The organism is Alteromonas gracilis (assembly GCF_036870955.2).
Taxonomy (GTDB): Bacteria; Pseudomonadota; Gammaproteobacteria; order Enterobacterales; family Alteromonadaceae; genus Alteromonas; species Alteromonas gracilis_A.
Map to the genome: position 1 here is coordinate 3,157,574 of NZ_CP145482.2, position 26,128 is coordinate 3,183,701.

The 26,128-nt window shown below is 44.4% G+C and carries 18 protein-coding genes and 6 pseudogenes; 10 read left to right on the plus strand and 14 right to left on the minus strand.

Translation table 11 applies throughout. The annotated features are described in order from the left end of the window. Positions 1–36: 36 nt before the first annotated feature. From V6N89_RS15275 to V6N89_RS15285, 3 genes are read right to left on the minus strand one after another with little or no spacing between them, the layout of a single operon-like run. Positions 37–1,326: a TonB-dependent receptor domain-containing protein gene (locus tag V6N89_RS15275; RefSeq protein WP_338518301.1), complete on the minus strand. Its 1,290-nt coding sequence runs from the start codon at positions 1,324–1,326 to the stop codon at positions 37–39. A gap of 32 nt (positions 1,327–1,358) precedes the next feature. Further along, positions 1,359–2,042, minus strand: a complete 684-nt coding sequence (locus tag V6N89_RS15280) for a hypothetical protein (RefSeq protein WP_346992901.1) — start codon at positions 2,040–2,042, stop codon at positions 1,359–1,361. A 5-nt stretch (positions 2,043–2,047) separates the two neighbouring features. After that, positions 2,048–2,542: a Plug domain-containing protein gene (locus V6N89_RS15285; RefSeq protein ID WP_346992902.1), complete on the minus strand. Its 495-nt coding sequence runs from the start codon at positions 2,540–2,542 to the stop codon at positions 2,048–2,050. A 466-nt stretch (positions 2,543–3,008) separates the two neighbouring features. Between V6N89_RS15285 and V6N89_RS15290 the strand changes: the two genes are divergently transcribed. The 4 genes and pseudogenes from V6N89_RS15290 (at position 3,009) to V6N89_RS15305 (ending at position 8,819) form a co-directional block, all read left to right on the plus strand. Then, positions 3,009–4,790 carry a diguanylate cyclase domain-containing protein gene (locus V6N89_RS15290; RefSeq protein ID WP_346992903.1) on the plus strand — a complete coding sequence of 594 codons (1,782 nt, stop codon included), beginning with the start codon at positions 3,009–3,011 and terminating at the stop codon, positions 4,788–4,790. Continuing rightward, a complete protein-coding gene (locus tag V6N89_RS15295; RefSeq protein WP_346993811.1) occupies positions 4,735–5,028 on the plus strand; it encodes an EAL domain-containing protein in 294 nt (97 codons plus the stop codon). The genes V6N89_RS15290 and V6N89_RS15295 overlap by 56 nt, the downstream gene beginning before the upstream one ends. 11 nt (positions 5,029–5,039) lie before the next feature. After that, positions 5,040–5,620: pseudogene (locus V6N89_RS15300) on the plus strand (thymidine kinase). Positions 5,621–5,912: 292 nt separating this feature from the next. After that, positions 5,913–8,819, plus strand: a pseudogene (locus tag V6N89_RS15305) (TonB-dependent receptor). Between the two features lie 48 nt (positions 8,820–8,867). Here V6N89_RS15305 and V6N89_RS15310 read toward each other — a convergent pair. Next, entirely contained in the window at positions 8,868–9,902 is a 1,035-nt protein-coding gene (locus V6N89_RS15310) for a LacI family DNA-binding transcriptional regulator (RefSeq protein ID WP_338518305.1), read from the minus strand. Between the two features lie 177 nt (positions 9,903–10,079). Continuing rightward, positions 10,080–10,709: a uracil phosphoribosyltransferase gene (upp, locus tag V6N89_RS15315; protein ID WP_346992904.1), complete on the minus strand. Its 630-nt coding sequence runs from the start codon at positions 10,707–10,709 to the stop codon at positions 10,080–10,082. Between the two features lie 292 nt (positions 10,710–11,001). Here upp and V6N89_RS15320 point away from each other — a divergent pair, with 292 nt between their 5' ends. Then, a complete protein-coding gene (locus V6N89_RS15320) occupies positions 11,002–12,285 on the plus strand; it encodes a pectin acetylesterase-family hydrolase (protein WP_338518306.1) in 1,284 nt (427 codons plus the stop codon). Positions 12,286–12,319: 34 nt separating this feature from the next. Here V6N89_RS15320 and V6N89_RS15325 read toward each other — a convergent pair whose 3' ends face one another. The 7 genes and pseudogenes from V6N89_RS15325 to V6N89_RS15355 all read right to left on the minus strand — a co-directional run. Beyond that, a complete protein-coding gene (locus tag V6N89_RS15325; protein ID WP_338518307.1) occupies positions 12,320–12,541 on the minus strand; it encodes a DNA-binding protein in 222 nt (73 codons plus the stop codon). 315 nt (positions 12,542–12,856) lie between these two features. Continuing rightward, the gene (locus V6N89_RS15330; protein ID WP_338518308.1) at positions 12,857–13,366 is read right to left on the minus strand and encodes a WbuC family cupin fold metalloprotein; all 510 of its coding nucleotides are present in this window, start codon (positions 13,364–13,366) and stop codon (positions 12,857–12,859) included. A gap of 28 nt (positions 13,367–13,394) precedes the next feature. Beyond that, positions 13,395–14,400: pseudogene (gene ylqF, locus V6N89_RS15335) on the minus strand (ribosome biogenesis GTPase YlqF). A 48-nt stretch (positions 14,401–14,448) separates the two neighbouring features. Continuing rightward, entirely contained in the window at positions 14,449–15,210 is a 762-nt protein-coding gene (locus V6N89_RS15340; RefSeq protein ID WP_338518309.1) for a TrmH family RNA methyltransferase, read from the minus strand. A 100-nt stretch (positions 15,211–15,310) separates the two neighbouring features. Next, positions 15,311–16,066, minus strand: a complete 756-nt coding sequence (locus V6N89_RS15345; RefSeq protein ID WP_338518310.1) for a transglutaminase-like domain-containing protein — start codon at positions 16,064–16,066, stop codon at positions 15,311–15,313. A gap of 29 nt (positions 16,067–16,095) precedes the next feature. Further along, positions 16,096–17,334, minus strand: coding sequence for a hypothetical protein (locus V6N89_RS15350; protein ID WP_338518311.1), 1,239 nt, complete (start codon positions 17,332–17,334; stop codon positions 16,096–16,098). A gap of 70 nt (positions 17,335–17,404) precedes the next feature. Next, positions 17,405–17,569, minus strand: a pseudogene (locus tag V6N89_RS15355) (hypothetical protein); the annotation flags it as partial. Positions 17,570–17,835: 266 nt separating this feature from the next. Here V6N89_RS15355 and V6N89_RS15360 point away from each other — a divergent pair. Then, positions 17,836–18,495 carry a crotonase/enoyl-CoA hydratase family protein gene (locus tag V6N89_RS15360; RefSeq protein ID WP_338518312.1) on the plus strand — a complete coding sequence of 220 codons (660 nt, stop codon included), beginning with the start codon at positions 17,836–17,838 and terminating at the stop codon, positions 18,493–18,495. Between the two features lie 98 nt (positions 18,496–18,593). Here V6N89_RS15360 and V6N89_RS15365 read toward each other — a convergent pair whose 3' ends face one another. Next, positions 18,594–19,109, minus strand: a complete 516-nt coding sequence (locus V6N89_RS15365) for a DUF962 domain-containing protein (protein ID WP_338518313.1) — start codon at positions 19,107–19,109, stop codon at positions 18,594–18,596. Between the two features lie 481 nt (positions 19,110–19,590). On the opposite strand from V6N89_RS15365, the pseudogene betB reads away from it, so the two are divergent. The 4 genes and pseudogenes from betB (at position 19,591) to V6N89_RS15385 (ending at position 24,892) form a co-directional block, all read left to right on the plus strand. Further along, positions 19,591–21,057, plus strand: a pseudogene (gene betB / locus V6N89_RS15370) (betaine-aldehyde dehydrogenase). Between the two features lie 15 nt (positions 21,058–21,072). After that, positions 21,073–22,731 (plus strand): choline dehydrogenase, encoded by a 1,659-nt coding sequence (gene betA / locus V6N89_RS15375; protein WP_346992905.1) that lies wholly within the window; start codon positions 21,073–21,075, stop codon positions 22,729–22,731. A gap of 134 nt (positions 22,732–22,865) precedes the next feature. After that, positions 22,866–24,084: pseudogene (locus V6N89_RS15380) on the plus strand (BCCT family transporter). Between the two features lie 109 nt (positions 24,085–24,193). Beyond that, positions 24,194–24,892, plus strand: a complete 699-nt coding sequence (locus tag V6N89_RS15385) for a TorF family putative porin (protein WP_338518315.1) — start codon at positions 24,194–24,196, stop codon at positions 24,890–24,892. Positions 24,893–24,937: 45 nt separating this feature from the next. Here V6N89_RS15385 and V6N89_RS15390 read toward each other — a convergent pair whose 3' ends face one another. Further along, positions 24,938–26,119 carry an alpha/beta hydrolase-fold protein gene (locus V6N89_RS15390; protein WP_338518316.1) on the minus strand — a complete coding sequence of 394 codons (1,182 nt, stop codon included), beginning with the start codon at positions 26,117–26,119 and terminating at the stop codon, positions 24,938–24,940. Between the last annotated feature and the right edge of the window lie 9 nt (positions 26,120–26,128).

Below are 26,128 nucleotides of genomic sequence, written 5' to 3' on the forward strand. Positions count from 1 at the left end.
GAAAACGCCCGCATTTTACGGGCGTTTTGTTATAAGTTACTCGAACATATATTTAAGTGACAGTACTGTAGTACGACCGTTTAACGGACGTGCTCGCACATAACTACCTACCGCTGCAGAACCCTCTTCCGATTCTGTAATGATAAATTCATCAGTAGCGTTATTCACGTTAAGTGAAACCGAGAATTGATCGTTCACCCAATAGGTCGCAAAAAGGTTAACCAAGTTGTAAGCCTCTTGCTCTAGGTCATTATTGTCTTGAACGTAGTAATCAGTAGAGCCTTGCAGTGACGCCCCAACAGACCAATCATCGGTCACATATTCAGGTGTGATAGTCCAGATAAAGTCAGCTTGACGACGTGGAGTATTACCAACAAGTGCTGGATTATTTACGTCTCGGCTTATTTCAGCATCGGTCCACGTCATATTACCCGAAACAACAAAGTTGTCAGTCGCGTTCCAACGCCCTTCTAGCTCAAGCCCACGCGCTTCGTACTCGCGCATAAAGGTTAAACCACTGGTCACTTCAGCCTGTGTGTCTTCAGTAACAGTATCAAACAAGGTAGCGTTAACCATTAGGTCTTTTGTGCCATACTTGTATCCAACTTCAAACTGCTTTGTCGTATCGTAACCAGATGTTGTACTGGTAAGACTGCCGTCTACATTAAGCGTCCCACCTATCTGCAGTAAACGGTCAGCAATAGCGCGGCCACCTTTAGAGTAGCGAGCAAAGAATGTTTGGTTGTCGCTTAGCAAATACGAACCACCTAATGAATACGACGTATTGTTTGCCGAATAGTCGACGATTTGAGATGAAGCCCCTGCACGATTTAGATTGATAACGCCACCGCTAATAAAGCCGCTGTTCGTTGCAGACGCGTCTTCAATTTGTTCTATTACGCCGTTACCGTTAAGGTCGAAATCGGTGTTACCACCACAGCACGAACTGATCAATTCGCCAGACGCTTCTGTAGTATCGTGACGTACTGATGCATCGATAATGATGTTATCAGATAATTCGAAACCTACGTTCATGTAGGGTGCTTTAGTAACGTAGTTTAAGTCCCATTCCCATGACAAGAAGCTCGCCGATAACAAGCCGTCAGACACCAACTCGACACCATCAGCATCTGTAATGTTTAGAAGCTGAGAGTTGTCTCCGTCAAGCGTCTGAATAAAAGTCTGCCAGCTCGACCAGCTTGTCGCGATGTCCTGATTTGAATAGTAATAACCAACGGTAAGATTAACACCGTTGTCGAACTCTTTGCGCAAGCTGAAATCGTTAATCATGTTGCCAAGGTCGTTGATGCGTGTATCAAACTGCAAGTTTGTGAATGCTTGACCTGAATACACTTCGCTTAAGCACCAGGGCCATTGGCTAAAGTCACTGTGGTGCTGTCACAGTTTAGTGCATTGCCATCGCCGTCTGTTGCTCCTGCGCACAATGCAGATGCAAAATTAGACACGTCGCCTGGGCCTGCTGGGAAGCCATCAGTAAACGGCGCGATAAAGCCACCCGAAATATCTGAAATGCGGAATTTGTTCAAAAGAAACAGGTTTTCAGCAACTTCTAAGTCGACTTCTACACCAAAAGAACTCACTTTTGACTCAATACCATCGCGAACATCGCGATTTTCTGGGTTGCCAAAACTATCAAACGTTGAAATGTTTGTGTTGTATGCTGAGTTCAGCGCCTGCGAACTTGCATCGTAACCTGGTACTGGGCCATATTCACCGCCGCCTTTCACTAAAACAGGCGAAGGAAGATAGGTAGACACTTTGTCATCAAGGTTTTTGTAATAAAAACGAATATGACCGTTGTCTAACACTTTGGTCAAATTGAATTTAACCTGCCCACCTTGGTCGCCGTTATAGCCAGTTTCTCGTGGCCCCTCGCCTCCTCTGGCGAAACCTGCAATGTGATAATACATGTCATCGCTAATTTCACCGCCATAGCGAAAATCTAAGCGAAACTCTTCATAATCAACGCCAAATGAAGTCCCAATTGCACCACCGCCAATTTCGCCAGTGTTGCTGATCATGTTAATCACACCACCAGGTGAGTTACTCGCGAAGGTGGAAGCAGACCCCCTCGTACCGCTTCTACATTTGCCACAGACCAGTCGTAGCGTAAAAAGTTATCAGCGTTACCAAAGTTAATATCACCATATTCTAAAACCGGTAGACCGTCTTCGTGAATTTGAAGGAACTTAGACCCGCCCGTTGCTAGCGGTATACCACGGATAGTAATGTTGGCATTACCGCCGCCACCTGAAGATTCTGCGCGAATACCCGGCAATGCACGAAACACTTCTGCCGTTGAACGCGGTGCTAACTTGATAATATCTTCTTCATCGAACGCGCTAACAGAAACACTTGCTTCTTGCATGGTCGCGCCGCCCGGCGCAGCAGTAACCACAATTTGTTCATACTTTTCTTTGCTTTGTGTCTCTTCAGATGCCGCGTCTTGTGCAACAGCATGTGTAGATAGTGCAGTGCATACTGCCAGCGTGAGTGAATGTACTCTGTAATGTTTTTTCATGTTTTCTCCAGCGATGAACCAAGGGCGCCGTTAATCATTTGTGTGTTTTTGGATTATTTCACCCGCCAAACTTAATCGTTTAAGAATTTAAACCAATAAAAACGTGTTGTAAATATCTTGTGAAGAAAAAATAACTAAAAATCACATAGAGGAATTGATTTCAAAAAAATTTAACAGACCAACATCAATTAAAGGCACGCCACAAAAAAACATAATCGATTAAGATAATTTCATTTTCGACATCCATAACAAGTACTTTTTGAGCATAAAAGTGATTAAGGGCAAGGATTAATGGAAAGGTTATTTGCATTAAATAGAAGTCGAACGTCGCTGGTATAAATTTACTCTGCTAATCTAATAAGGTATACAGAATATATGTGAGCTGAACACCCTCTTGGTGGCAGTGAAGCAAGCAATATAAAACATAAATAATTTTTGCTCGAAAGTAGACTGGGTACTTTAACCATTGCAATTTGAAAACAACACAATATCCACTACCGAAATAAAGCGCGATACTGCAAACATGCTCGTTGGCAATAGCTTCGTTGGCTTATTAATGACCATTTTTGCGTTTTCTGGACTTGTTTTCTTCTTCGAAAGTGAATCAGAGACCATCGTGGCGTTAAAGTGGCAAGTGTGGCTTGTCATGATGGCAGTGTGTGTGTTGCGGTTTATTGATGCATGCTACTGGCGTTTACATTTAAGTGACAAACATTTCGAACCTGAGCCTGTGGTTAAACGCTTTGCTTTAGGGGTTTGTGTGACTGGAAGTGTATGGGCGGCGTATTCCATTATTTTCTATTCTTCTATGAGTGCTGTAGAAATGTCCGCTACCATGGTGGTGCTGTCGGCCATGTCTGGTGGCGCTGGTACTGTGCTTTCTCCTAGTAAACGACTGGTTTCATTCTATTGCACCGCGCTATTAGTTCCTATGTCTGTGTGCGCCTTGCTCGACGAGTCTGGCGAGTTTTTTATTTTAGGTGTGCTTGGCTTAGTATTTTGGGTTGGCATTTTTTTAAGTGCATCTCGATACAATCGTTTTTTTATCAACACGCTTTCACTTAAGTCGAACAATGAAAGATTACTTGAGCAAATGCGCATTGAGCGCACAGAGACTGAAAAAGTTAATCAACTGCTCATTGCTACTAACGAAAAGTTAGATGCTTCGAACGCTAATTTAGAAGAGGAAGTTGAGCGCAGGACCGAAGATCTATTTCGACTTTCAAATCGCGACCCACTTACGAATTTACTCAACCGCAATGGCTTTTTAAAACACCTAAACGGGCTGTTAGACACCACTGATGTTCTTCAAAACTCTCTCGCAATCTTATTTATTGATTTAGATGGGTTTAAACAAGTAAATGACAGCCTAGGGCATAAAGTCGGCGATATTGTATTAGCTGAAATAGCATCTAGGCTGAGAAACTATAGCGAGAAGAACCACCTTGCACGCTGGGGTGGCGATGAGTTTGTGGCAGTTATACCCTATGCCACCGTCGACACGGCTAAGGCAGTCGCTCACGCCATGAGAAGTGGTGTCACCATTCCAATTGTAGCTAACGACAATCAAATAACGCTGGATGCCACTATTGGTATTGCCATGTACCCGGAGCACGGAAACAGCGCCGTTGATTTAATTCAGCAAGCAGATCTAACCATGTACGACCAAAAGCGTAAGCAACGTGGATCTGTGGGTGTTTTTAATGAATTACTGCACGCTGAGATTAAACGAGACCAACGCCTATGCGAGCGTTTACGAGGTGCTATTAGTAAAGGAGAGCTCAGCGTTTTCTATCAACCTATCATAGATGTTCAAACTAACTCAGTTTCATCGGTTGAAGCATTACTTCGTTGGACGTGCGACGATGAAATGATAACACCAGATGTGTTTATTCCACTGGCAGAACGAAGCGGTCTTATGCCTGAGATAGGTGCTTGGGTGCTCAACCGGGCACTGATTGACTTATCGCACTGGCAGTTTGCCAGCAAACTGTGCATGTCGGTCAACCTTTCAATTACACAATTATTGGACGATGGGTTTGTAAAAGTGCTCGATAGCGCGCTCAAAACAACAGCGGTGGAACCTCGACGTTTGTTCCTAGAGGTCACCGAAAGCGTCTTTGCAAATAACGCAGAGCTAGTCACTCAACGATTGTACGACCTTGTCGACCGCGGAGTAAAAATTTCTATTGATGATTTTGGCACTAGGTTACTCTTCGCTACACAGACTACAGTCTATTCCATTTGATTTTATAAAAATTGATCGTTCTTTTGTACAGAACACATCTGAAGAGAGTGATACCATTATAAGAGCGACGCTGTTGATGGCACGAGAGTTTCGTTGCAAAACCATTGCAGAAGGTATTGAAACCGATGCCCAGCGAATTCACCTTTCCGATTTGGGCAGTGATTATTTGCAAGGTTATTACTATGCGAAACCGATGAGTGCCAACGACTTTATCTCTTGGTATAACAAAAATTATTAGAGCCCCCGAGCATGGCACAACTTTATTTTTATTACTCTGCAATGAATGCAGGTAAATCTACGTCACTTCTACAATCTGCATACAATTACCGCGAACGCGGCATGCATTCAATCATTTACACAGCGGCCCTTGATGACAGATATGGGGTGGGTAAAGTGACATCGCGTATTGGCCTTAAAGCTGACGCCCAACTTTACGCAAAAGAAGACAACCTTTTCACGTCTATAAGCAATGACCACAGCAAGCAAAAGCTTGACTGTGTTTTCATTGATGAAGCACAGTTTTTAACAAAAGAACAAGTAAGGCAGCTTGTCGATGTGGTTGATGAACTAAGAGTGCTTAGGTACTGGCTTATGGACTTCGAACTGACTTTCTTGGTGAAACATTTGAAGGTAGTCATTATCTTCTTGCATGGGCAGACAAGCTGTCAGAACTAAAAACCGTATGTCATTGCGGCCGCAAAGCAAGCTTTGTTGTCCGACTAGATGAAAATGGCAACGCTGTGACAGGCGGTGATCAGGTGCAGATTGGTGGCAACGACACCTATGAATCTATGTGTAGAAAGCACTTCAAAGCCTTAGTTTGGCGCTAATACCCCCAAATTAATGTGGCGCATGTATCATCGTGCGCTATGCTTTCGCAAGGCTATTTCTTTTCTTCTCACTTCCCTCACGGCAAAACTTTTCTACCTTTCAAATCAATGCATACAATAGCAGAAATGCATTAAGCAAAGGCTATATAGGCAGATATTAATACTTATAAACCAAAAACAAACTCAAACTTAATCAATTAAGAAAGCCCTTGCAAACGTTCAAATATCGAACTATTGTTAATTTAATGTAAACAACAAGAATAGCCTTTTTTCTTACAGCAAGGTAACGCATATGAAGCACACAGCACATTTCAAGCTCGGCATTGGTCGCAATGTCTATTGCTGCAGCACTCAACGGTAGCATCGCATACGCACAAGAAACGCCCGACGAAGATAACTTAGAAGTTATCCAGGTTTCAGGTATTAGAGGTTCATTAATGCGAGCGCAGGCCGTTAAAATGGATAACGACTCTATTGTTGAAGCACTTTCCGCAGAAGATATCGGTAAGCTTCCAGATTCCTCTATTGCCGAATCTCTCGCTCGGTTGCCGGGTTTATCGGGTGAACGCGTTGGTGGACGCACATCGGGTATATCAGTTCGTGGTTTCAAAGAAGACTTTACTCGGTACCTCGCTTAACGGCCGAGAGCTAATTGGTATTGGTGACAACCGCGGGGTTGAGTATGACCTCTACCCTGCCGAAATTATGACAGGGGCAACCATTTACAAAACGTCAGATGCAACACTGCTCGTTCAAGGCATAGGTGGTACGGTCGATCTTCAAACCGTTCGCCCTCTCTCTGCACAAGAAACCTTAACCGTCACGGGTGTATATGAACTAGGCGGTAATGATTCTGACAACCCAGAATTTGACAACACCGGCAATCGCTTCGCCCTGTCATTTGTCGAGAAGTTTGCTGACGATACCATTGGATTGGCACTCGCTATTGCGTCGACAGAATCGCCCCGTAACGAGCGAAAGTACGGGGTTTGGGGTTATGGCGAGAATGACGAAGGGCAAGTGTTGCCATTTGGCCTCGATACGCAAGCTATAAGCCGCGTGTTGGAGCGCGACACCATATCAGCCATATTACAATGGCGCCCTACCGACAGACTTGACATCGTTTTCGATGCTCTTGATATCGATTATTCTGATTCCGGCGTTATTCGAGGTTTCATAGAACCTTTTGCCGCAGCTAATGTAACGGGAAGCGGCGTCAACAACTCTGGGACACAAATCAACGCCAACCCAGTGCTGCGTACTGACCCCGCGCAAAAAGACGGTGAATTGCAAACGTTTGGACTAAACATCAGATACGACATTAACGATGAGTGGGCATTAAAAGTAGATATTGCCGATAGCCAGTCATCTAAACGCGATCTGCGCGGCGAATCTTATGCTGGCCTCGCTCGCTCAGGCGCACTCAACAATGACCAGCTTGGTTCACGTCAGTTTCAAATGAGCGCCGACGGTATATTCTTTACAGACAGCACAGGGCTTGATGCATTTGCAGACCCGAATCTTCTACAACTTGCTGGGCCTCAGGTGTGGGGCGGAGGTATGGCAAACATTGCCGATCAGTTCGCAACCGATGTATTGCAGGCAAACGGGCAGCCATATAGCTATTTTAATGCGCAAGATGGCTTTTTGAACTTTGCTGACTTTGAGGAAGAGCTAACCACAGCACGACTCGAAGTTACAGGATATGTGGAATGGAGTATTTTCAATACCTTTACTGCGGGTGTGAATTACAGCGATCGCTTTAAATCTAAAGACAATAAGGGCTTTTTTGCGACAGCGTCTTCCTACCCCTTTTCCGACTCTATTCCTTCTCAATATCTTTACAATGGGTTGGCAGACCTTTCGTGGGCGGGGCTTGGCCAAGTTGTAGCTTACGACGGCTTCGCGCCTTATAACGATGGCGAATATACCTTAAATGATGCGGGGCTATTGGAACCAGACCGCTTAGGTGACACGTTCACAGTAGATGAAGAAGTCATTACGCTTTATGCCCAGCTGGATTTCGAAACTGAGATCAGTGGCTTTAACGTAAAAGGTAACGTGGGTGCTCAATACGTAGAAACCGATCAAAGCTCTTCTGGATTCATCGGCATCGTTGGCGGCAACTTTGCTGTTTGTGATGATGATGGGAACCAGGTTGTTGATGCAGACTGTATTATCAACGACGGAGACGATTACTCGCATTTTTTACCTAGTCTAAATCTTAGCGTCGAGTTAACCGAAAACCGCTATCTGCGTTTCGGCGCATCCAAAACCATTAGCCGAGCACGTATTGACCAAATGAAAGCGTCTGGTTTTGTGAAGTTCGACCAAAACATCGAGCTAATAGCAACGCCCAACACACAAGCTGCGGTAGAAGAATACGGTTCACCTTGGTCTAAATTTACCGGTAACCCTACACTTCAGCCTCTTGAAGCCAACAACTTTGACTTGTCGTTTGAAAACTATTTTGAAGATGAAGGCTATGTTTCTATCGCGCTATTTTACAAAGACTTAGTCAATTGGACTCGCGATGGAAATCAGCTTATTGACTTTACCAATGATGAAACTAATGGCGGCGCCAACTACTTCATTCCAGGGTTTCATGACCGCGTTATAGATGTAGACGGTAACTATGGCCCAGAGGACACACCTTACCAAGCTGAGCGATTTAGTGACGCCGCCTGATTTCGGATTTTACTCGTTCTTTGAGGATGGCTTAACAGGCAGCATGAAAGGGGTTGAGCTTACGGCCAACATTCCACTGAGGATCGTAAGCAACTCGCTGGATGGGTTTGGCATAGCAGCTTCAGCTACCATTCTCGACGCTGAACTAGAAGACGGTACCGCCATACCAGGTCAATCTGACAATACCTATAGCGTAACGGCTTATTATGAAATGAATGGGTTTGAGTTTAGGGTCGCCGCTACGGATCGCTCTGAATTTTTGACTTACCAACGAGGCGGTTCAAATAAAATAGAAGCGGCAACGCGAGACGCTGTCACACAAGTTGATGCTCAAATTAGCTACGACTTCGCGCAGAGTGGCATTGAGTATTTGGAAGGCTTACGCATCGCACTACAAGGCGTTAATTTAACCGATGAAAAAGAGGAAACCATTGACGGTAACGGCATTGTTACCCTTAGACGAGAATTTGGGCCATCGTACATGCTTAACCTAAATTACTCTTTTTACTAAGCACTTCTAAATAGCGCCGTCTTTGACGGCGCCTTGCTTTCTTAAGGTTTAACTCGTTGAAACGGTTTCACCTTGCCTTAATTCAAATGGTAGCACCGCTTTGTCTTGCAATTGCTCAAGCAATGCCGTTGCTGCGCGGACACCTTTTTCGGTACTTGATTGGCAGATTGTCGTTAATCGTGGGCGAACTCTTTCGCCCTCTTCAATGCCGTCAAATCCAGTTATTTTAAGCTCTTCAGGCACTTTTATCCCCATGTCCAACGCCATCTGGAGCAGCTCAAGTGCAATAATATCACTCATACAAAGCACCACGTCTGGACGCGGTGAACTGGTTAGTACTTCTCTAGCCGCTTGTCTTGCGAAGCTGCGATCACTTTCCGGTAAATGCCAAACTCTTTCATTACTTACGGTAATGTTTTTTTCATGCGTCGCGCGCAAATAGCCGTCTAATCGTCGGTGTGAAATTGACGAATCCACGTCAATAAGTGGGTTGTCATAAATACGGCAAGTAGAGGGAGAATCGATAAGACGCAAGCCCAAGATAGCAACTTGATCACCCTCTGAAAGAGCGAAGCGCGCAACCTGATAGGCTGCTTCTTCGTTATCAATATTAATAGACGGCGTATCTTCTATATCAAAGTCCACAGTAATCACAGGCTTAACTGATGTAGAAAGCTCGTCAACTAACTTTGGATTTCTCGGTGCGCCATAGCAAATAAAGCCATCGACAAAATCAACCACATCAAGAATGCTCTGCGAGTCACCTGCATATAACAACAAGTGCTTGCCTTGCTCACGCAATGCATGTGAAACACCTTTGATAAAAGTACTCGCCACAGGGTCGCTCACCATATATGAAATGCTATCAGCAAGTACCAAGGCAACAATATTCGACGTCCCTTTTCTCAGAATTTGCGCCGCTTTATTTGGCCCGCTATAGCCAATTTTTTTACATTGCTCTAGTATTTCTTCGCGCTTAGCTTTAGAGAGTTGATCGGGGCGATTGAACGCGTTGGAAATGGTCGCAGTTGACACACCAAGTTGCAGTGCGACATCTTTAAGGGTGAGTTTGCTTTTATTCATTATTACCAGCTCTTATCACGCAACACATCAGAGCCTGCTTCGTTAATTGTGAAATTAAGCAAAAAGAAACAGGCTTAAGTTACCGTGCAATATTACTACTCAAGAACTATAACACTATCTTAAACGTTTAACCCGAGTAATTTATCTACCTCCGTGAGCCTGAGTAAAGCCCGGCGACTAGCGAGTACCAAAGATTTTATCGCCTGCATCACCGAGCCCAGGCAAAATGTAGCCGTTTTCATTTAACCGTTCGTCAATAGCCGCGGTAAAAATGTCCACATCAGGGTGAGCATCCACAACGGCGCGAATACCTTCAGGTGCGGCAACCAAAAACAGCCCCATAATTTTTGTACAACCTTTTTTCTTAAGTAAATCGATGGTCGCAATTAGAGTACCACCGGTAGCTAGCATGGGGTCTACAATCAATGCCGTTCGCTCGTCTATATTCTTAACGACCTTGTCAAAGTAAGCTACAGGTTGCAGCGTATCTTCATCTCGATATAAGCCAACGACACTAATTTTGGCGTTTGGGATAAGTTCAAGCACCCCATCAAGCATGCCCAAGCCAGCTCGTAGAATGGGAACTACGGTAATTTTCTTTCCTTTAATCTGTCTGACTTCAACTTCGTCGCCCGACCAACTCCTTATTTTTGCTCTTTCGGTTGGCAGTGTTCTCGTCGCTTCATAGGTCAGAAGGTTACCCACTTCTGAAGCCAGCTCTCTAAAGTCTTTGCTGCTTATCTTTGCATTGCGCATCAGTCCTAACTTGTGTGCAATAAGGGGGTGCGTAATCTCATGAACAGCCATGCTCTAACTCCAATTTAATCAATTATATCTTCGCATCATCAAAGCGTACGTTTAAACGCGCTTTCACGAAAGGGGAACGTTAAAAGTTTTTCTTCTCGCTTAAAACGTGCGCAAAGTATAGACAGCTCTCTTTTTTCATTTACTCTAGGGCTTAGCGTCATTATGACGTTGCCGCATAACACCACTTACCTTTTACTTTATAGCTTATTAACTGTGCACATTTTGGATGTAGTGCACGTGGGAAAGTAGTGGCAAAAAACCACGACCTCTTTAAACAAAAAGGATTTGTACCATGATAACACCGCGACAGTGCCTTAGAATATTGATAAGCACTACTCTACTATTTTTTTCGTCTCACTTATTTGCCCAATGGGAGCAAATTACTCCACCCTCTTTGTTTTCAGTTTCGCTTCCTGACGGCACTGAAAAGCAAATTTCCCCCTCTTGTGCGCTTCCAATACTAAACAGCCCTGCTGGCTTGCAAGCGAACCCTTTCTCTTTCTACTTCGAACGAGGAGAGAGTGACAACCTAGTTATCTATTTCAACGGTGGAGGAGCCTGTTGGGATGGCGCAACATGCTTGAAATCACTGCAACTAGAGGTAGATGATAACCCTCTTACGCGCGCTGCATTTAATCCATCTGCAGTTATAGAAAATACCCCTGCTGCCGCAGGCGGAATTTTCGAAAGCCGCGATGACAACCCATTCAAAACATGGTCAAAAGTCTTTATTCCCTATTGCACTGGCGATCTTCATTTAGGGGCAAGTGACAATAGTTACATTGACGAATTAGGCATAGTGTCTGACGTTCCTGGTGGCGAAGTGACAATTCATCACAGGGGCAATGACAACGCACTTGCTGTCATACATTGGCTTAAGGAAAAATTAACGCAATCGTCACTTTCACCAGACAAGGTATTGCTTAGCGGTAGCAGTGCTGGCGGGTACGGTGCCGTATTCAACTTCCCTACTATTCAACAACTCTTTGGCCGCACCAAAGTGGCACTGTTTGCAGACGCATCGCTAGGTGTCATCTCAAAGGGCTTTGTACAATCGGTTTTAAACTACGGCGGGCCATGGGCAATTGAAGATACCCTGCCCCGCAATTTCCAATCTTTGATTGGTAACTTCAATCACTTATCTTTAAACAAACAAGTTATGATGCGCCTTGCTTACCAATACCCATGGAATAGATTTGCGCAATATTCCACTGGTACTGACATTGTCCAAGTCCAATTCTTAAAAATATCCGACCAAGTCGCGAAGGGAAACCTCGACCCAACATCGTGGGGAGTCAACGAATCAGATCTTGCTTATATTCTAGGCTGGCAAATTCAAGCACATGCTTCTTTGCATGCGCTTTCTGCATTTACCTGGAATTACCAGTTTTATCTTGGCGAAGGTACCTGCCACATGGTTTTAAATGATTTTTGTGAAGACAATGCATTTCCAACATCATCTCCCAGCCCCTTTTACAACGAAAACAGCGCGAAAGGTGTTTCGTTTAATGAGTGGCTTTACACATTCGCAACGTCAAGACGTTTTAGTGACCGCAGTGTCGCTTATTATCACTAAAATGTGTTGAAATTGCTGGTCAAGCAGAGCGCCGCTACCCTACATGCAGGGTAGCGCCATCTGGCATAGTAACCTCAATTTTCACGTTGCCGCCCACCGCAGCGAGATAAGCGGCCGCTCTTTGTAATGACACGTCTTGAATACGTTTAGATTCTAGCTTGCTAACCCCTGACGCGGTCACTGACAACGCCATAGCAACCACTTCCTGTTTCACTCTATGCTGCTTTCTTATGTCACCTAATGTGAGTTCTTTCATTGTTCTTTACCGAGAATAACGGGCATTAAAAAAGCCCAGATGGTTAAACCTTCTGGGCTTTTGCAAAACGTTCTACCTGCGTGCCCAGAAGCCAAAAACTGCCCCTGAACACCGATGGTCAGGTGCAATCAGTAATTAAAATTATAAAAGTAGCCTGTTGAAACGTTTCGCATAATAATTCTCTTTATCACTCTATAAGTAAGTGTTTGTGCACCAATACCCGCGCACATCTATGTTATTTATCCTTTACCATACCAGCAAAATATTCAATAGCAATGACTTTCCAAAAAGGAAAGTCATTTGTGGCGCTAACGCCTATTCAGTGGCGTCGTTTATTACAGCTGCACTTTGCCCTTCCTTCACGGCTTTTAAGTGCTGTAAGAACAGTGGCACGTCTTCACTACCTTCTGGTGGCGCCCATGGTGCAAACCCTTTATCGTCAGTCACCTCATAAGGCCCTTGTTTTACTTCCATAAATACAACGGGCGCTTCGCATACGGTGGCATGCCATACATTAGGTGGGATTTCGAGGCCTCTGCAATCTCCAGTAGCATCTAACATGACACGCTTGGTTACCGTACCGTTATCATCGAACAGTATCAGCGTAAGCTTACCTTCAACCGCCATAAAAAACTCCCATTTATGCGTCTGGGTATGGCGATGGGGACGAACATAGGAGTCGGGCATCATTGCAATAAACAAGCGCTGTACAACGTCTTCATAAGACGCATGCACATTCAGGTTGGCACGACGCCGCTCGCTTTGAGCAGCTTTACTTAACAGAGCATCAAAAGTCTGCTTATCAAACTGCTTCACAGTATCCATTGGCACCCCCTTCCTAAACAGGTTAGTTTTATCGCCGCGCTTTTTTCATTCTACGGCTTTGTTCCTGACGCTTTTCTTCGCGTTTTTCTTTGCGATCTTTTTTGTCTGGTGTAAGCGACCCGGTTTTAAACTTTTGTTTTCGCTTAGCTTTCGCTTCCGCTTTTTTCGCTGCCGCCAACACCATTTCTTCTTTTTCTTTTTCCAGCATCTCTGGCGTTTCTAGAGTTATCCGCCCTAGTTTGCCGGACTGGAGCTCTTTCAAAAGAATTTCACAGATTTTGTGAAGGTTAACTCGGCCACCTGCCTGAATGGCGCCTCGATTTTTGGCTGCAGCTTCCAAAAACTCGATTTCCGTCTCCGGCAACTCATCAAGTTTATAGCGCTCTTTCATTACTTCAGGATAGGCTTTAATCAGATAATCTGCGGCAAAAAAACCAACATCATCATATTCCATCGCGGTATTTTTCACCGCACCCGACGAAGCAAGACGATAAATTGAATGTGGATTCTCAAGCTTCGGCCACAGCACGCCTGGGGTGTCAAACAAGATGATTCCACTGCCAAGATTTATACGCTGCTGACTTTTAGTCACCGCTAGGTTCGTTACCCGTTTTTGCAATTATGCGCTCTGCCAGAATATTGATTAGCGTTGACTTACCGACATTAGGTATACCGGTAATCATGGCTTTAATCGCTTTGGGCTGAGCGTCTTTTTGCGCACAAATGCTTCGGATAAGCTGCATAATTTGCTTACTGTTACCCGGATTATCGCTAGACGTGGTGATCGTTTTTACGCCGCGCTCTTTCTCCAAGCTCTCTTGCCAACGGGCCGTAATTTCTGGGTCAGCCAAATCATACTTATTGAGAATTTTAATACACGGTTTATCGCCGCGAATTTTCGCAATTTCTGGGTTCTCACTTGAATAAGGAATGCGTGCGTCAAGCACCTCAATAAGAATATCTACTTGACTTAAGGACTCTTTAATCTCTTTGAGGGCTTTGTGCATATGCCCTGGAAACCATTGTAATGCCACAGTTTAATCCTGTATTTTGCGAATATAAAAACGAGTTTTTAACACAAGCTAGCGTGAAAGCTCATAAGCACACATGTTCACGGCGCTGGCTAAGTTAAGTGAATCAATACTGCCGTTGCCAGGTATGGTATAAGCCTTGGCGTTCAATTCAGTCAATACGTCAGTGGGCACACCACGCGCCTCATTCCCGAATAAATAACACTGATGCTGTTTAAACGTTGGCGATTTTACTTCTTCACCCTTCATATCGAGATAGGCAAACCGTTGAAACCGTTGATTTAAAGACGCAAGCGGCACATTAAGTTCCATGTTGACATGAAATATTGCCCCCATGCTAGACCTAACAACTTTAGAATTGTATGGGTCAACGCTATTAGGGCTCATCAATAGCGTAAAATCGCCAAACCACGCTAGCGTTCTTAAAATAGTGCCAAGGTTACCAGGATCTTGCGTCTCATAGAGATAGACATACATTCTGTCTAATGGCGTTTGTACTTCAGAAGCACTGGCCCCTTCTTGAGGTAGCGGCACTCGCGCGATAATCCCTTGGGGGGTTTTGGTATCACTTAACGATGCCATCTGTTGTTCAGATAGCACGTCAACACGACACGGTTGAGACAACTTTTCGTTTAACCACGTTGCATATTGCTGTGTCACGTAGAAGGTTATGTTGTTCAGGCTCAATGTTTCGGGGCGTTTTGCGACGGCATTTAATAGCTCTAAGACTAAATGCTCTCCCTCAACCAAGTAATAACCGAATTGCGATCGGTATTTCTTTTGATGAAGCTTTTTTACATCACTGAGTTTCATTAAACCTGCCTTTGTGTCAATTGCGGCGCAAGTGTAAGGCAACCATCCGAAAACTCAAGTGATGCTTTACATTGAATCCGTCTTGCAACCTATGATTACTCTAGCGCACTGCACGTACGTCAGCTATGCGCTGAGGCAACGTGAAAGCACTTTTACCAAATGCTAACGCATAGCCTAGCCCTTCATTGTCAAGTACATGACCAGGTAAATAGAACTTTCTTACGCTTTGAACTGTGGCAAGTGCTGCATCAACTCTTACCCACTTATCGTCAATGAACAATTCATTCCACGCATGACCATAAGCTTCAATCGCCTCTGCACTCTCCACAATGACAGTACCAACGACGACGCGCGATGGCGTACCCAGTGCTCGCGCAAGCGCTGTCGTTAGTACAGCAAATTCCGTGCAATCACCACTTTTTGTGGTGGCCACGGTTGATGCAAAAGCAAAATCATGGATATAAGTCGGTTCAGTAATATAGCCAGATACAAAGCCTTCTAACGCATCACCTATCGGTAGTGTCGGTGACGCTCCGTATTGTTGCTTGAACTGCTCTAGTACCGTTTGTACCTGAGGTTCGTCGTAATCAATAACAAAGCTACTTTTGCGATATTGGTCAATAACACTGGCTATTGAAAGGTATTCCTCTTTAAGAGCGATGGAGAGCGTATTCTGTGTCACCTTATTAACGCTCACGCCTTCCCACTCTCGTAACAGTTCGCGATATTTTTGCGGCGTGTCTACCGTCACTTCAAATTCAATGACTGGCCCTAGTGGCAGTACCTGCCCCGCTTGACGGGTAATTGATATTTGCGCAAAGGTGGGCGCACTTTGTCCGAAAGAAAAGTGCGACACCAAGCATAAAGCTAGCGAAAGAAGGAGCCTCATAACGCGGTAGGCTTTCCGGTTACATAAAGCGGTGCCATTTTCATCGACACTGGCCCCATGCTCATTGTGGCAGACTGCATAACAAGGTCCTCATTAGACGAGTACTTCACTTTAAAGCCCGCCATGTCAGCGGCGTACTGTAGCAACCCATCTTGCTTGCCAAGTTTCTGCATCGTTGTGGGTGTCGGTGATGTAGGATCTGTGTCAGCCGACCAAGTCACATACGTCGTCGTATCTTGTTCTGAATCATTTAAGGCATCTACGACTAAATAGCTACCGAAGTTAGATACAAACTCACCGTCATACTCAAGTTGCATGGTCACAGGTTTGCCCTGCATTTCGCCCTCAATTTCCCATATTCCCTCAGATGCTGAGAGAGAAAATGTTGACGATACTTGTCCATTTTCAACTGAATATGTGTGCGCGTTGATTAAGCTACCATCTGGGCTGCTCCAAGACTGGGTAACCGTATCAGTGGCCGCTACATTACTCGCATCGACAGGAAGGATCATCGTGAGCGCTTCTCTGATTTCCACATCACCATCTGCATCTTTGGTAAATGTCTCAGCTGCAAGCCCCACCAGTTGCTGGTTAACTTCTACTGAATTAATTGAGTTGAAGAAAGGTGATGATTGCGCTGATGAGTCAAGTGCATTAACAAATGAGGTAAAGACTTCCTTAAACGTCTCTCTATAGCCCACTTCGTTGTGCATGCATATCTGCAAGCCACTTGCCGTTTCGGCAGACAAACCTTTTAGAAGACCACTTACTTTTTCGCTACCTTCTCCAAGGTTATACAATACTTGATAATCAAGCATCATCGCATCGTCAATGTTTGATGCATCAAGTGAATAGTTAAACTTACTTGAAAGCGCTTTGTTGTGAACAGTCGCAATGTTATTAGTGGCATAATTCATCATATTGACCAAGGAATTAGCCGGGCCGTCATACTCTTGGAACGCCCAACACTCAACCGGAGTATCACTACCAATGTTTACGGTGTAGTACCAGTAGGTGTCAGCTTTTTCAACATCTGACCATTTGCCTTTTACTGTGCCGTTAATGGGAAAGTCTGTTAATGAGATTGCGCTAGTCTCAGTCACATTCATCTCGCGTTTGACAGCATCATTGAACCATTTGGGAAGCTGGTCTGCACTTATATAGTCTGTCGCAATAACTGGGGTGGCAGAAAAAGCCATGACGAGGCCCAGTGCAGATGCATTAAATTTTGTCATTTTTAACTCCATACTCTAATGTTCTTTCCTTAAAAAGCGTAATGCGCTACGAAATACGCGTTCGCTATTTTTATTCTTCCACCACGTATATTTCACCGTCGTAGATACCTTGTACTGTCAACTTCTGACTTGCCAGCGCCTGTAAATAATCAATATGAGCTTGCTCTATGATTTGCCCTGGAACAATCAATGGAATACCGGGAGGATATGGGGTAATGAGACCCGCAGCCGTTCTTCCAACACTTTGTTGCCACGCAATTGCTTTCGTTTTCTTAAAAGCGCTATCGAAGTTAATGATAATACTAAGGTATGAAACCTATATACCACGATATAGAGTGTACCTCTGAATTGGTCGATTGTCGTGTAATGTATGCACGCTCAATAATCTTTATCAATCGCATGTCATCACTTTCGCAAAGTGGGCAAATACCGTTAAGTACGGTTATGATATATACACGTTAATTATTGAATGTTACTAACACTTTGAAGCTAGGACAAAGCATGGCTTTTAATTTGAAAATAGAAAACGATGTGGCGGTTATCACGTTTGATGACGGCAAAGTCAATGCCGTTGGATTTACACTAATTGATCAATTTAATGATGCATTAGACACGGCAGAAAAAGAGGCTAAAGCGGTCGTTCTGCACGGTGGAGAAGGTAAGTTCTGCGGTGGATTTGATCTCTCTGTGATGAAATCAGGCGATAAGACAAAGCAACATGAACTCGTGCAGGCAGGTGCTGACCTGATAATAAGACTCTATAGTTACCCGCTGCCAGTCATTGTGGCCGCAGAAGGTCACAGTATTGCCTTAGGCGCTATTATGCTGATGGCAGCAGATTTGCGTATAGGTAAGGACAGCGATACCAAGTATGGGCTAAATGAAACGGCGATTGGAATGGTCCTTCCACCTTTTGGCATGGAGCTGGCAAAGGCTCGACTAGCGAATACTTCTCAAACTGAAGCCTTATTATTCTCTCGTATCTATGAAGGTAAAGAAGCCGTGAAAGCTGGTTTTCTAGATGCAGCGCTGCCACAAGAACAAGTTTTACCCACCGCATTAGGCTACGCTGACAAGCTAAAAATGCTACCTCGGGATGCATTCGCAGAATCGAAACTACAGCTGCGTAAGTCAACGCTTGAAAAAATGAAGGGGCGCTAGCAAGGCGCTGTGCATTGGGTATCACAACGCAACTGCGCTTAGATTAACTAGCCTTTAAAGCACCACACTCACATTTAAGAGAGTGTGGTGTTTTCATATTATCTTACTGGGCCTGAGCGAGTTTCGATTTCATTTTTAAGCTGAGAGCGCAGCCCCAATTCAAAACTCACCTCGGCAAGCACAAACAGTGGCCCTATAACTAACCCCATAATGTCGTCAACAAATGCGGGCTTTTTCCCTTCAAAATGATGACCAATAAATTGCAATGCCCACCCACCGATAAAAATGCCAAGCGAAATAGATAACCACGCAGCCACACCCATTGCAGCAACAGGTTGAGCAAAGTACACCATCGCTCCAGTGACAAGCGCCATGACAGCCCCTAGTCTGCTATCAAGCTTAAGGTAGAAAATATTCCCTAAAACCCACACGATAACAGCTGGACTCATTATCACGTCTCCCAAAAACGGAAGTGCAACTAAAAACGCAGGCTTACTTAGCAAACACAACACAGAGAAAACAATTAGTGGAATGCCCACATAATGTGTGTAGATATTTCGCTGATCTCTATGGTAATGCGCGTACTCGCTTAGATACTCTTCTATCGACTTCATAAGATAAATCACTCATCAATTGCCATTCTCACAGTGTAAGGCGACACCAACAATCAAACTGTCGCCTACAAGACATTTCTACACATCAACGTATTACCGACAATTAATTAGACCCCTAACTAAAAAACTAATAAACCTTATGAGGTGAATTCTTACTCGAGTTTTTATTTGTCTTGTAAAAACATTTAATGTTTTTAATGAGTGGCAATAAAAACTTTGTAAATCAGAATAATAAGTAAATCTGATGTACAAGGATATCAAAGCAATCGCGCACACAACTTTGCTTAAAGTTGAAATAATAGTTAGAGCACTATACAATTTATTTTATATTGAACAATCAATCAAAATAAAATTTTAAAAATTTTACGTACTTTGAATGGTTAAGTGCTTAACTTTTAAACAGATATTCATCAAACCGTAGTGTTTGTTGTGTTTATAGAGTAGCGCGTCAATAAATATCAATAATGCATAGGAGTTTTACATGGCAATACCGACTTATCAGAATTTCATACACGGCAAGCCGCTGGCGAACAAAAGCGGAGAAACCTTCGCTGTGACCAACCCAGCTACCGCAGAAGTGATTTATCACGTTGAAGTTGCTGATGAGTTTGTACAACAAGAAGCCATAGAGAGTGCAAAAGAGGGTTTTGCAACGTGGTCAGCCATGACGCCTATTGAAAGAACACGTATTCTTAATAAGGCTGTTGCGTTACTAAGAGAGCGTAACGATGAACTTGCAAAAGTAGAGGTGCTAGATACCTAGCAAGCCCATTCAAGAAGCAGACTGCGTCGACATTGAAACGGGCGCTGACGTTATTGAGTATTATGCAGGCCTAGCGCCAACCCAGCTTGGTACTCAGCAGAGTGTTGGCAGCGACTTCTTTTACACACGAAAAGAGGCTCTTGGGATCTGCGCGGGCATTGGCGCATGGAACTACCCGCTTCAAATTGCGTGTTGGAAGTCTGGGCCAGCACTAGCAGCAGGCAATGCTTTCATATTTAAACCATCAGAAGAAACGCCTTTAGGTGCATTAAAACTTGCCGAAATCTTTGCTGAAGCTGGAGTACCTGCGGGTGTGTTTAACGTCGTTCAAGGCGCAGCCGAGGTAGGTCAGTGGCTCACATCGCACCCTGCAATTGAAAAAATCTCGTTTACCGGCGAAGTCGGTACGGGCAAAAAAGTGATGCAAAGTGCAGCGGCATCAAACTTAAAAGATGTCACCATGGAGCTTGGCGGAAAGTCGCCTTTGCTTGTGTTTGAAGACGCTGACATCAGCCAAGCCGTAAGCGCAGCAATGCTAGGCAATTTTTATACGCAAGGCGAGATTTGTACTAATTGTACACGCGTTTACGTGCAGCGCTCTGTTTATGCGTCTTTTATCGAAGAACTAAAATCACGTACTGAGCAAAACATTGTTTTGGGCAATCCTATGGATAGTCAAGTAAACATAGGGGCGCTTATCTCCAAAAAGCATCAGGAATTAGTCCTTAGCTACATAGAGAAAGGTAAACAAGAAGGTGCCACGCTTCTTACAGGTGGTCGCGCTGTCTCTCCAGAGTCTGCACCCAACGGATTTTTTGTAGCGCCTACAATATTCACTGATTGCACCGACGATATGACCATAGTGAAAGAGGAAATATTCGGACCAGTGATGAGCGTTTTGGTGTTCGACGATGAAGATGAGGTTATCAAACGCGCCAATGACACAACGTTGGGGCTTGCAGCTGGTGTATTCAGCCAAAATATACAGCGCGCTCATCGCGTCATTCATCAGCTTCAAGCGGGCATTTGTTGGATTAATGCATATGGAAACTCCCCGCAGAGATGCCAGTAGGCGGTTATAAGCAGTCTGGTATTGGCCGCGAGAACGGCGTCGAAACGCTCAACAGCTACACGCAAACCAAGTCTGTGTACGTTGGCATGGTAGATATTGAAAGCCCGTTTTAAGGAGTAGCTAAACCGATGACATCACAAACATACGATTACATCATTGTTGGCGCAGGCTCAGCGGGCTGTGTATTGGCAAATCGTCTGTCAGAGTCTCCAGAACACAAAGTTTTATTGTTAGAGACTGGCGGTTCAGACAAAAGCATCTTCATTAAGATGCCAACAGCATTGTCGATCCCCATGAACACTAATAAATATGCATGGCAGTTTCACACTGAGGAAGAGCCATACTTAAACAACCGCAAAATGCACTGCCCGCGGGGCAAAGTGCTGGGCGGCTCTTCTTCAATAAACGGCATGGTGTATGTTCGCGGTCATGCCAAGGACTTTGACGAATGGGAAGCGCACGGCGCTAAAAACTGGAATTACCAAGCATGCCTACCCTACTTTCAAAAAGCCGAAAGTTGGTATAGAGGCAACGATGCCTATCGCGGTGGCAATGGTGAGATTGGCGTAAATAACGGCAATGAAATGGAAAACCCACTTTATACCGCCTTTATCAAAGCGGGCGAGCAAGCGGGTTACGACATCACGAGCGATTACAATGGTGAACAGCAAGAAGGCTTCGGCCCAATGCACATGACCGTTAAAGATGGCGTTAGAAGCTCGACGAGTCGTGAGTACTTAGATCCGGTAAAGTCGCGCAAAAACCTTCACATAGTGACAGGTGCACTTGTGACCAAAGTTATTCTTGATGGCAAAACGGCCACGGGAGTGGAATATCAGGTGAAAGGCAAAACCTGCCAAGTACACGCCAACAAAGAGATTATATTGAGCGCAGGCTCGATTGGTTCACCACATATTTTGCAGCTGTCCGGCATAGGTGAGGCACACGCGCTCAACGCAGCAGGTATTGACGTTAAGCACCATTTGCCTGGTGTTGGGCAAAACCTTCAAGACCACTTGGAATTCTATTTTCAGTACAAGTGCAAGCAGCCCGTTTCGTTGAACCGTAAGCTGGGTCTAATATCAAAAGGACTGATTGGTGCACGTTGGTTACTTAACCGCTCTGGTCTAGGTGCTACCAACCACTTTGAATCCTGTGCATTTATACGTTCAAAGCCCGGTATTGAATGGCCAGACATTCAGTATCACTTTTTACAAGCGGCTATTCGCTACGATGGAAAATTGGCGTTTGATGGTGACGGATTTCAAGTGCACGTCGGTCACAACAAGCCGAAAAGCCGTGGCAGTGTAACCATTCAATCTGCCGACCCGAAAGTGCCGCCCAAAATACTGTTTAACTATTTGCAGCACGAAGAGGACATAGAAGGCTTTAGAGCCTGCGTTAGACTGACGCGAGAGATTATTGAGCAATCGCCCTTTGATGCGTTCCGCGATGGTGAAATTCAACCTGGTGAGCATATTCAAAGCGACGCTGAAATAGACGCGTTTGTCCGCGAAGCCGTAGAAAGTGCTTATCACCCATCGTGTTCTTGCAAGATGGGAGAGGATGACATGGCAGTGGTTAATTCAGATACACAAGTTCATGGTATTGAAGGATTACGAGTCGTTGACTCATCGATATTTCCCACGATCCCCAACGGGAATTTAAACGCGCCCACTATTATGGTCGCAGAAAAGGCAGCAGATATTATTTTGGGTAAGCCTCGCTTGCCTGAACACAATGTCAACGTCGCCATCAACGAACAGTGGCAAACCGAGCAACGCTAATACGCGTTTGTCGTTCGTCGGCATGTCTGCCCCTATGCGTTGCGATGTTTCACCAACATTGCCGGGCAGTGTGCTACAACAAACAATAAAAAGGAAAATCATGTTACATTTTTATCAATATTGGGAGGGTGACAATGACAGTTTGGCTTAGTGCAGGCATTATATTCACCCTACTTTCGGTAGCCTATATTCTATTTAAATGGGGCAACTTGAAAGTTGTCGGCGTAATGCTTAGTAAGAACCCTAACTTTTATTGCCATTTTATTTACCTCTGGTTTGGATGTGGGCTTGATCATGTTCCCACTCACCGAATTTGCAGGTTATGCTGACATAAGCGCAAGCCCTGAATATGCTTTTACCAATCCTCTGGCCATTGAGTTTGGCTTCTGGGGTTTCTTGATTTGGGGGTTTTACTTTTTAACTTGTTTTTATTTCTGCGTAATCGAGCCTAAAGTAAAGTTTTTCGAACTTCCTGTGGTAAAATTCGTTAATAATGTAGTCATTATCGGCACGTGTGCATTTACTGCATTTTTGCTCTTGTCCAATCTACCTTGGTACCTACCGAGCGTTGGCGACGGCGAGTCTATTGTTCCAACATTTTATGCCATTGTTTTTGCTGCCATCGCATTTGCCGTTTATTCAAGTACCAGCATTAAGTTTGTTCGCATTTTAAGTATCACAACAACGTGGGTATTTATTGCGCTTATCGTAGGTATGTGGGCAGGCGCGTTTATCTTTGGTGAAAGTGAAATGGCAAGCTACTTCACAAATTTAGGGCTTATCGGCGGCTACTTTGCCAACATCGACAAGTTTGTATTACCCATCAATGAATATCACGAATTCTATCTATTTTGGTGGTTTAGCTGGAGTATCATGATTGGCCAATTTACTTCACGGTTTGTGGGTGGCCTGAAAACCTATCAGGTGCTCATTGCCATGATGGTAATACCGTCTATTCCTATCGCCGCATGGTTCTCGGTATTGTACCACTACCATAGCGCTGGCATATCGACAGATGGACTGGTGAACTTTGCCATGGTGTTTGTGGGCATTGTATTTGTTATCAACTCACTGGACTCACTTATTCGTTTATACACTGACAACTTAAACATAACGGTTGAACGTTTAGGGCGTGTTAATTACATGGCATTAAACATTGTTGCGCTGTCGCTTTTGACCTTATTGTTCAAGCTCGACTTCCTACAAATACAATGGGTAGGTGCTTTGGTTATCGCTATATTCTTTGGCTGCTTCGGCTTTATTCTTAGCCAAAAATTTAAGTCAGTGATGGCAATTAAAACCTCGCCTAAAGAAAACAAAATCGATTTCACTAAAATCGAAAATCTGAACTAACTCATCAATTCTTATTGCGAAGACCACGGCTCATGCATTGAGCCGTGTCTCCGCGCGCGTCCGGCATTTGTGACGCTAGCAATACTTAGAGATAAAAGGCTCTTAAACAATGACAAAAACCATTTACATGTTTGCTGCATGCGCAGCACTATTTACAACTTCATCTTTGGCTGACTGGACTGCAACGGTATCTGGCGTGTCAGATTATACGTTTAACGGACTCAGCCAGACCCGAAATAACCCAGCGTTACAGGTGGGCGTGAACAAGACCTTAGACGATGGGTTTTACGCTGGAACGTGGGCGTCAAACGTCGACTTTGGCGGTGACACGAATACTGAGTGGGACTTTTACGCGGGTCGTTACCAAATGCTAACTGATGCTATAAGCATTGATTACGGTATTGCTTACTACTCTTATCACGGAGCAAGTAATTCGAGCGAGGGTAACTACCCTGAAGTCTATACAAAATTTGGCTACACCAGTGAATGGGGAGCGTCAGAGCTTAACTTTTGGTACACCTGGGATTATTTTGGCACAGGTGCAAGGCACGCGGTATCTATGATCGCCCATACTTTTGAACTTGCCCCCAACCACACACTGCGCGCAAGCTTTGATGTATCTAACTCTATGGATAGCGAAAAGTGGTTGTGGCGCGGCGACAACACCTCGTTTTACCACTATCGACTTGCATATCAAACCAACTACCACGGGTTTGATATAGAAATTGCGGCTGAGAATACAGACTTGGATAGGGGCACTGCAGATGAAAGGATAGTGTTTGGTATTTCAAAGACCCTAGATTTCTAGCAGCACACTGTATTGCAAATAAGGGGGCATTGCCCCCTTCACATATTACTTGCTTTCAATCTGTTTTAATAATCTTTCTTGTCTATTTTTGTATACCGCATAACCATCATAGTCTTCATTGGCTAGCGCCAACGCTTTATTAACGTGCACAAGTGCTTGGTCGTATTTACCCGCTTGTTCAAAACCATATGCCAAGCCGTTATTAGCATCTGGAGAATTGGGGTAATGCGCTATACCGTATTGAAAGAGTTGAATGGCGTGTTCATGGTTGCCTTGGTTCACGTAGTAATAGCCTAACTCCCTAATCACCCATTCAGGTGCAAGTATTTCAACGCCGCGCTGCGTCGATACGTTTTCATAGTATTGTTCGATAGACGCGATATCACCTGAATAATCTTTGGGCTGCATATACTCAGAGAAAAACAAATTGAAGTACGCGTTAAAACTGCCCGCAGCTGACACCAAATTATGCGGAACGTCATCAAACTTTTCATTTACCCAGCGCAAACCTGTTGGTTTATGCGCTTCAATGCCTTTGATCATGTCATCGTAGTATGGACGCATTGGTGAGGGCTCATTGCCGATTGCTGTGTAAACAAAGCGATCCAAGCTGTCTGTGTTTTTGAAAAACGACACCGTAGATTTTCCCGACGCGCCATATGCCCACCACACGGCGGCGCTATAGGTTATTACGGCGTGAAAAAGGTCAGGACGTTTTTGTAAGGCATACAAAGAAAATACACCTGCCGCTGACGCCCCCGCCATAATGCGATAATCATGGACACGGTATTTCGACTCAATAACGGGCATCAGTTCTTTTGTAATGAACGACAGAAAGTTGGCACCACCACCTCCCAAACCTACTGGGCCATTGGGGTCTTGGTTTACAGTGGGATACAAATCTCGCAGCCTGTCTGTATTTTCAATAGCTACAATGATGACTTCAGGGGCATTACCTTGTGACTGAAGACGCTCTAGAACAGCGTTCAACATAGGAAGGTTCCCAGCACCATCTAAACGATAAATGATGGGGTAGTTTTTATTTTCGTTTTCTTTATATGACTTGGGTAACTGCACGTTTACGGTACGTTGTTCACCCAGCACTTCAGAGGCAATAGTTTCAGTTATTAACGTGTAAGCATTTTCATCACCAATTGCCGGATGAACCCGCAAACACGCAACTAATGCCCCAATTATCATGATGAGGTTTCTAGAACTAAGCTTCAATTTATTCCC

What these genes read in the sequence shown, in the direction of transcription:
- upp (WP_346992904.1), bottom strand. Translation starts at nt 10,709, where the DNA reads ATGGCTGTTCATGAGATTACGCACCCCCTTATTGCACACAAGTTAGGA.
- V6N89_RS15325 (WP_338518307.1), bottom strand. Translation starts at nt 12,541, where the DNA reads ATGAAAGAACTCACATTAGGTGACATAAGAAAGCAGCATAGAGTGAAA.
- V6N89_RS15340 (WP_338518309.1), bottom strand. Translation starts at nt 15,210, where the DNA reads ATGAAACTCAGTGATGTAAAAAAGCTTCATCAAAAGAAATACCGATCG.
- betA (WP_346992905.1), top strand. Translation starts at nt 21,073, where the DNA reads ATGACATCACAAACATACGATTACATCATTGTTGGCGCAGGCTCAGCG.
- V6N89_RS15385 (WP_338518315.1), top strand. Translation starts at nt 24,194, where the DNA reads ATGACAAAAACCATTTACATGTTTGCTGCATGCGCAGCACTATTTACA.
- V6N89_RS15280 (WP_346992901.1), bottom strand. Translation starts at nt 2,042, where the DNA reads ATGATCAGCAACACTGGCGAAATTGGCGGTGGTGCAATTGGGACTTCA.
- V6N89_RS15365 (WP_338518313.1), bottom strand. Translation starts at nt 19,109, where the DNA reads ATGAAGTCGATAGAAGAGTATCTAAGCGAGTACGCGCATTACCATAGA.
- V6N89_RS15360 (WP_338518312.1), top strand. Translation starts at nt 17,836, where the DNA reads ATGGCTTTTAATTTGAAAATAGAAAACGATGTGGCGGTTATCACGTTT.
- V6N89_RS15320 (WP_338518306.1), top strand. Translation starts at nt 11,002, where the DNA reads ATGATAACACCGCGACAGTGCCTTAGAATATTGATAAGCACTACTCTA.
- V6N89_RS15295 (WP_346993811.1), top strand. Translation starts at nt 4,735, where the DNA reads ATGATTTTGGCACTAGGTTACTCTTCGCTACACAGACTACAGTCTATT.
- V6N89_RS15350 (WP_338518311.1), bottom strand. Translation starts at nt 17,334, where the DNA reads ATGACAAAATTTAATGCATCTGCACTGGGCCTCGTCATGGCTTTTTCT.
- V6N89_RS15330 (WP_338518308.1), bottom strand. Translation starts at nt 13,366, where the DNA reads ATGGATACTGTGAAGCAGTTTGATAAGCAGACTTTTGATGCTCTGTTA.
- V6N89_RS15285 (WP_346992902.1), bottom strand. Translation starts at nt 2,542, where the DNA reads ATGAAAAAACATTACAGAGTACATTCACTCACGCTGGCAGTATGCACT.
- V6N89_RS15310 (WP_338518305.1), bottom strand. Translation starts at nt 9,902, where the DNA reads ATGAATAAAAGCAAACTCACCCTTAAAGATGTCGCACTGCAACTTGGT.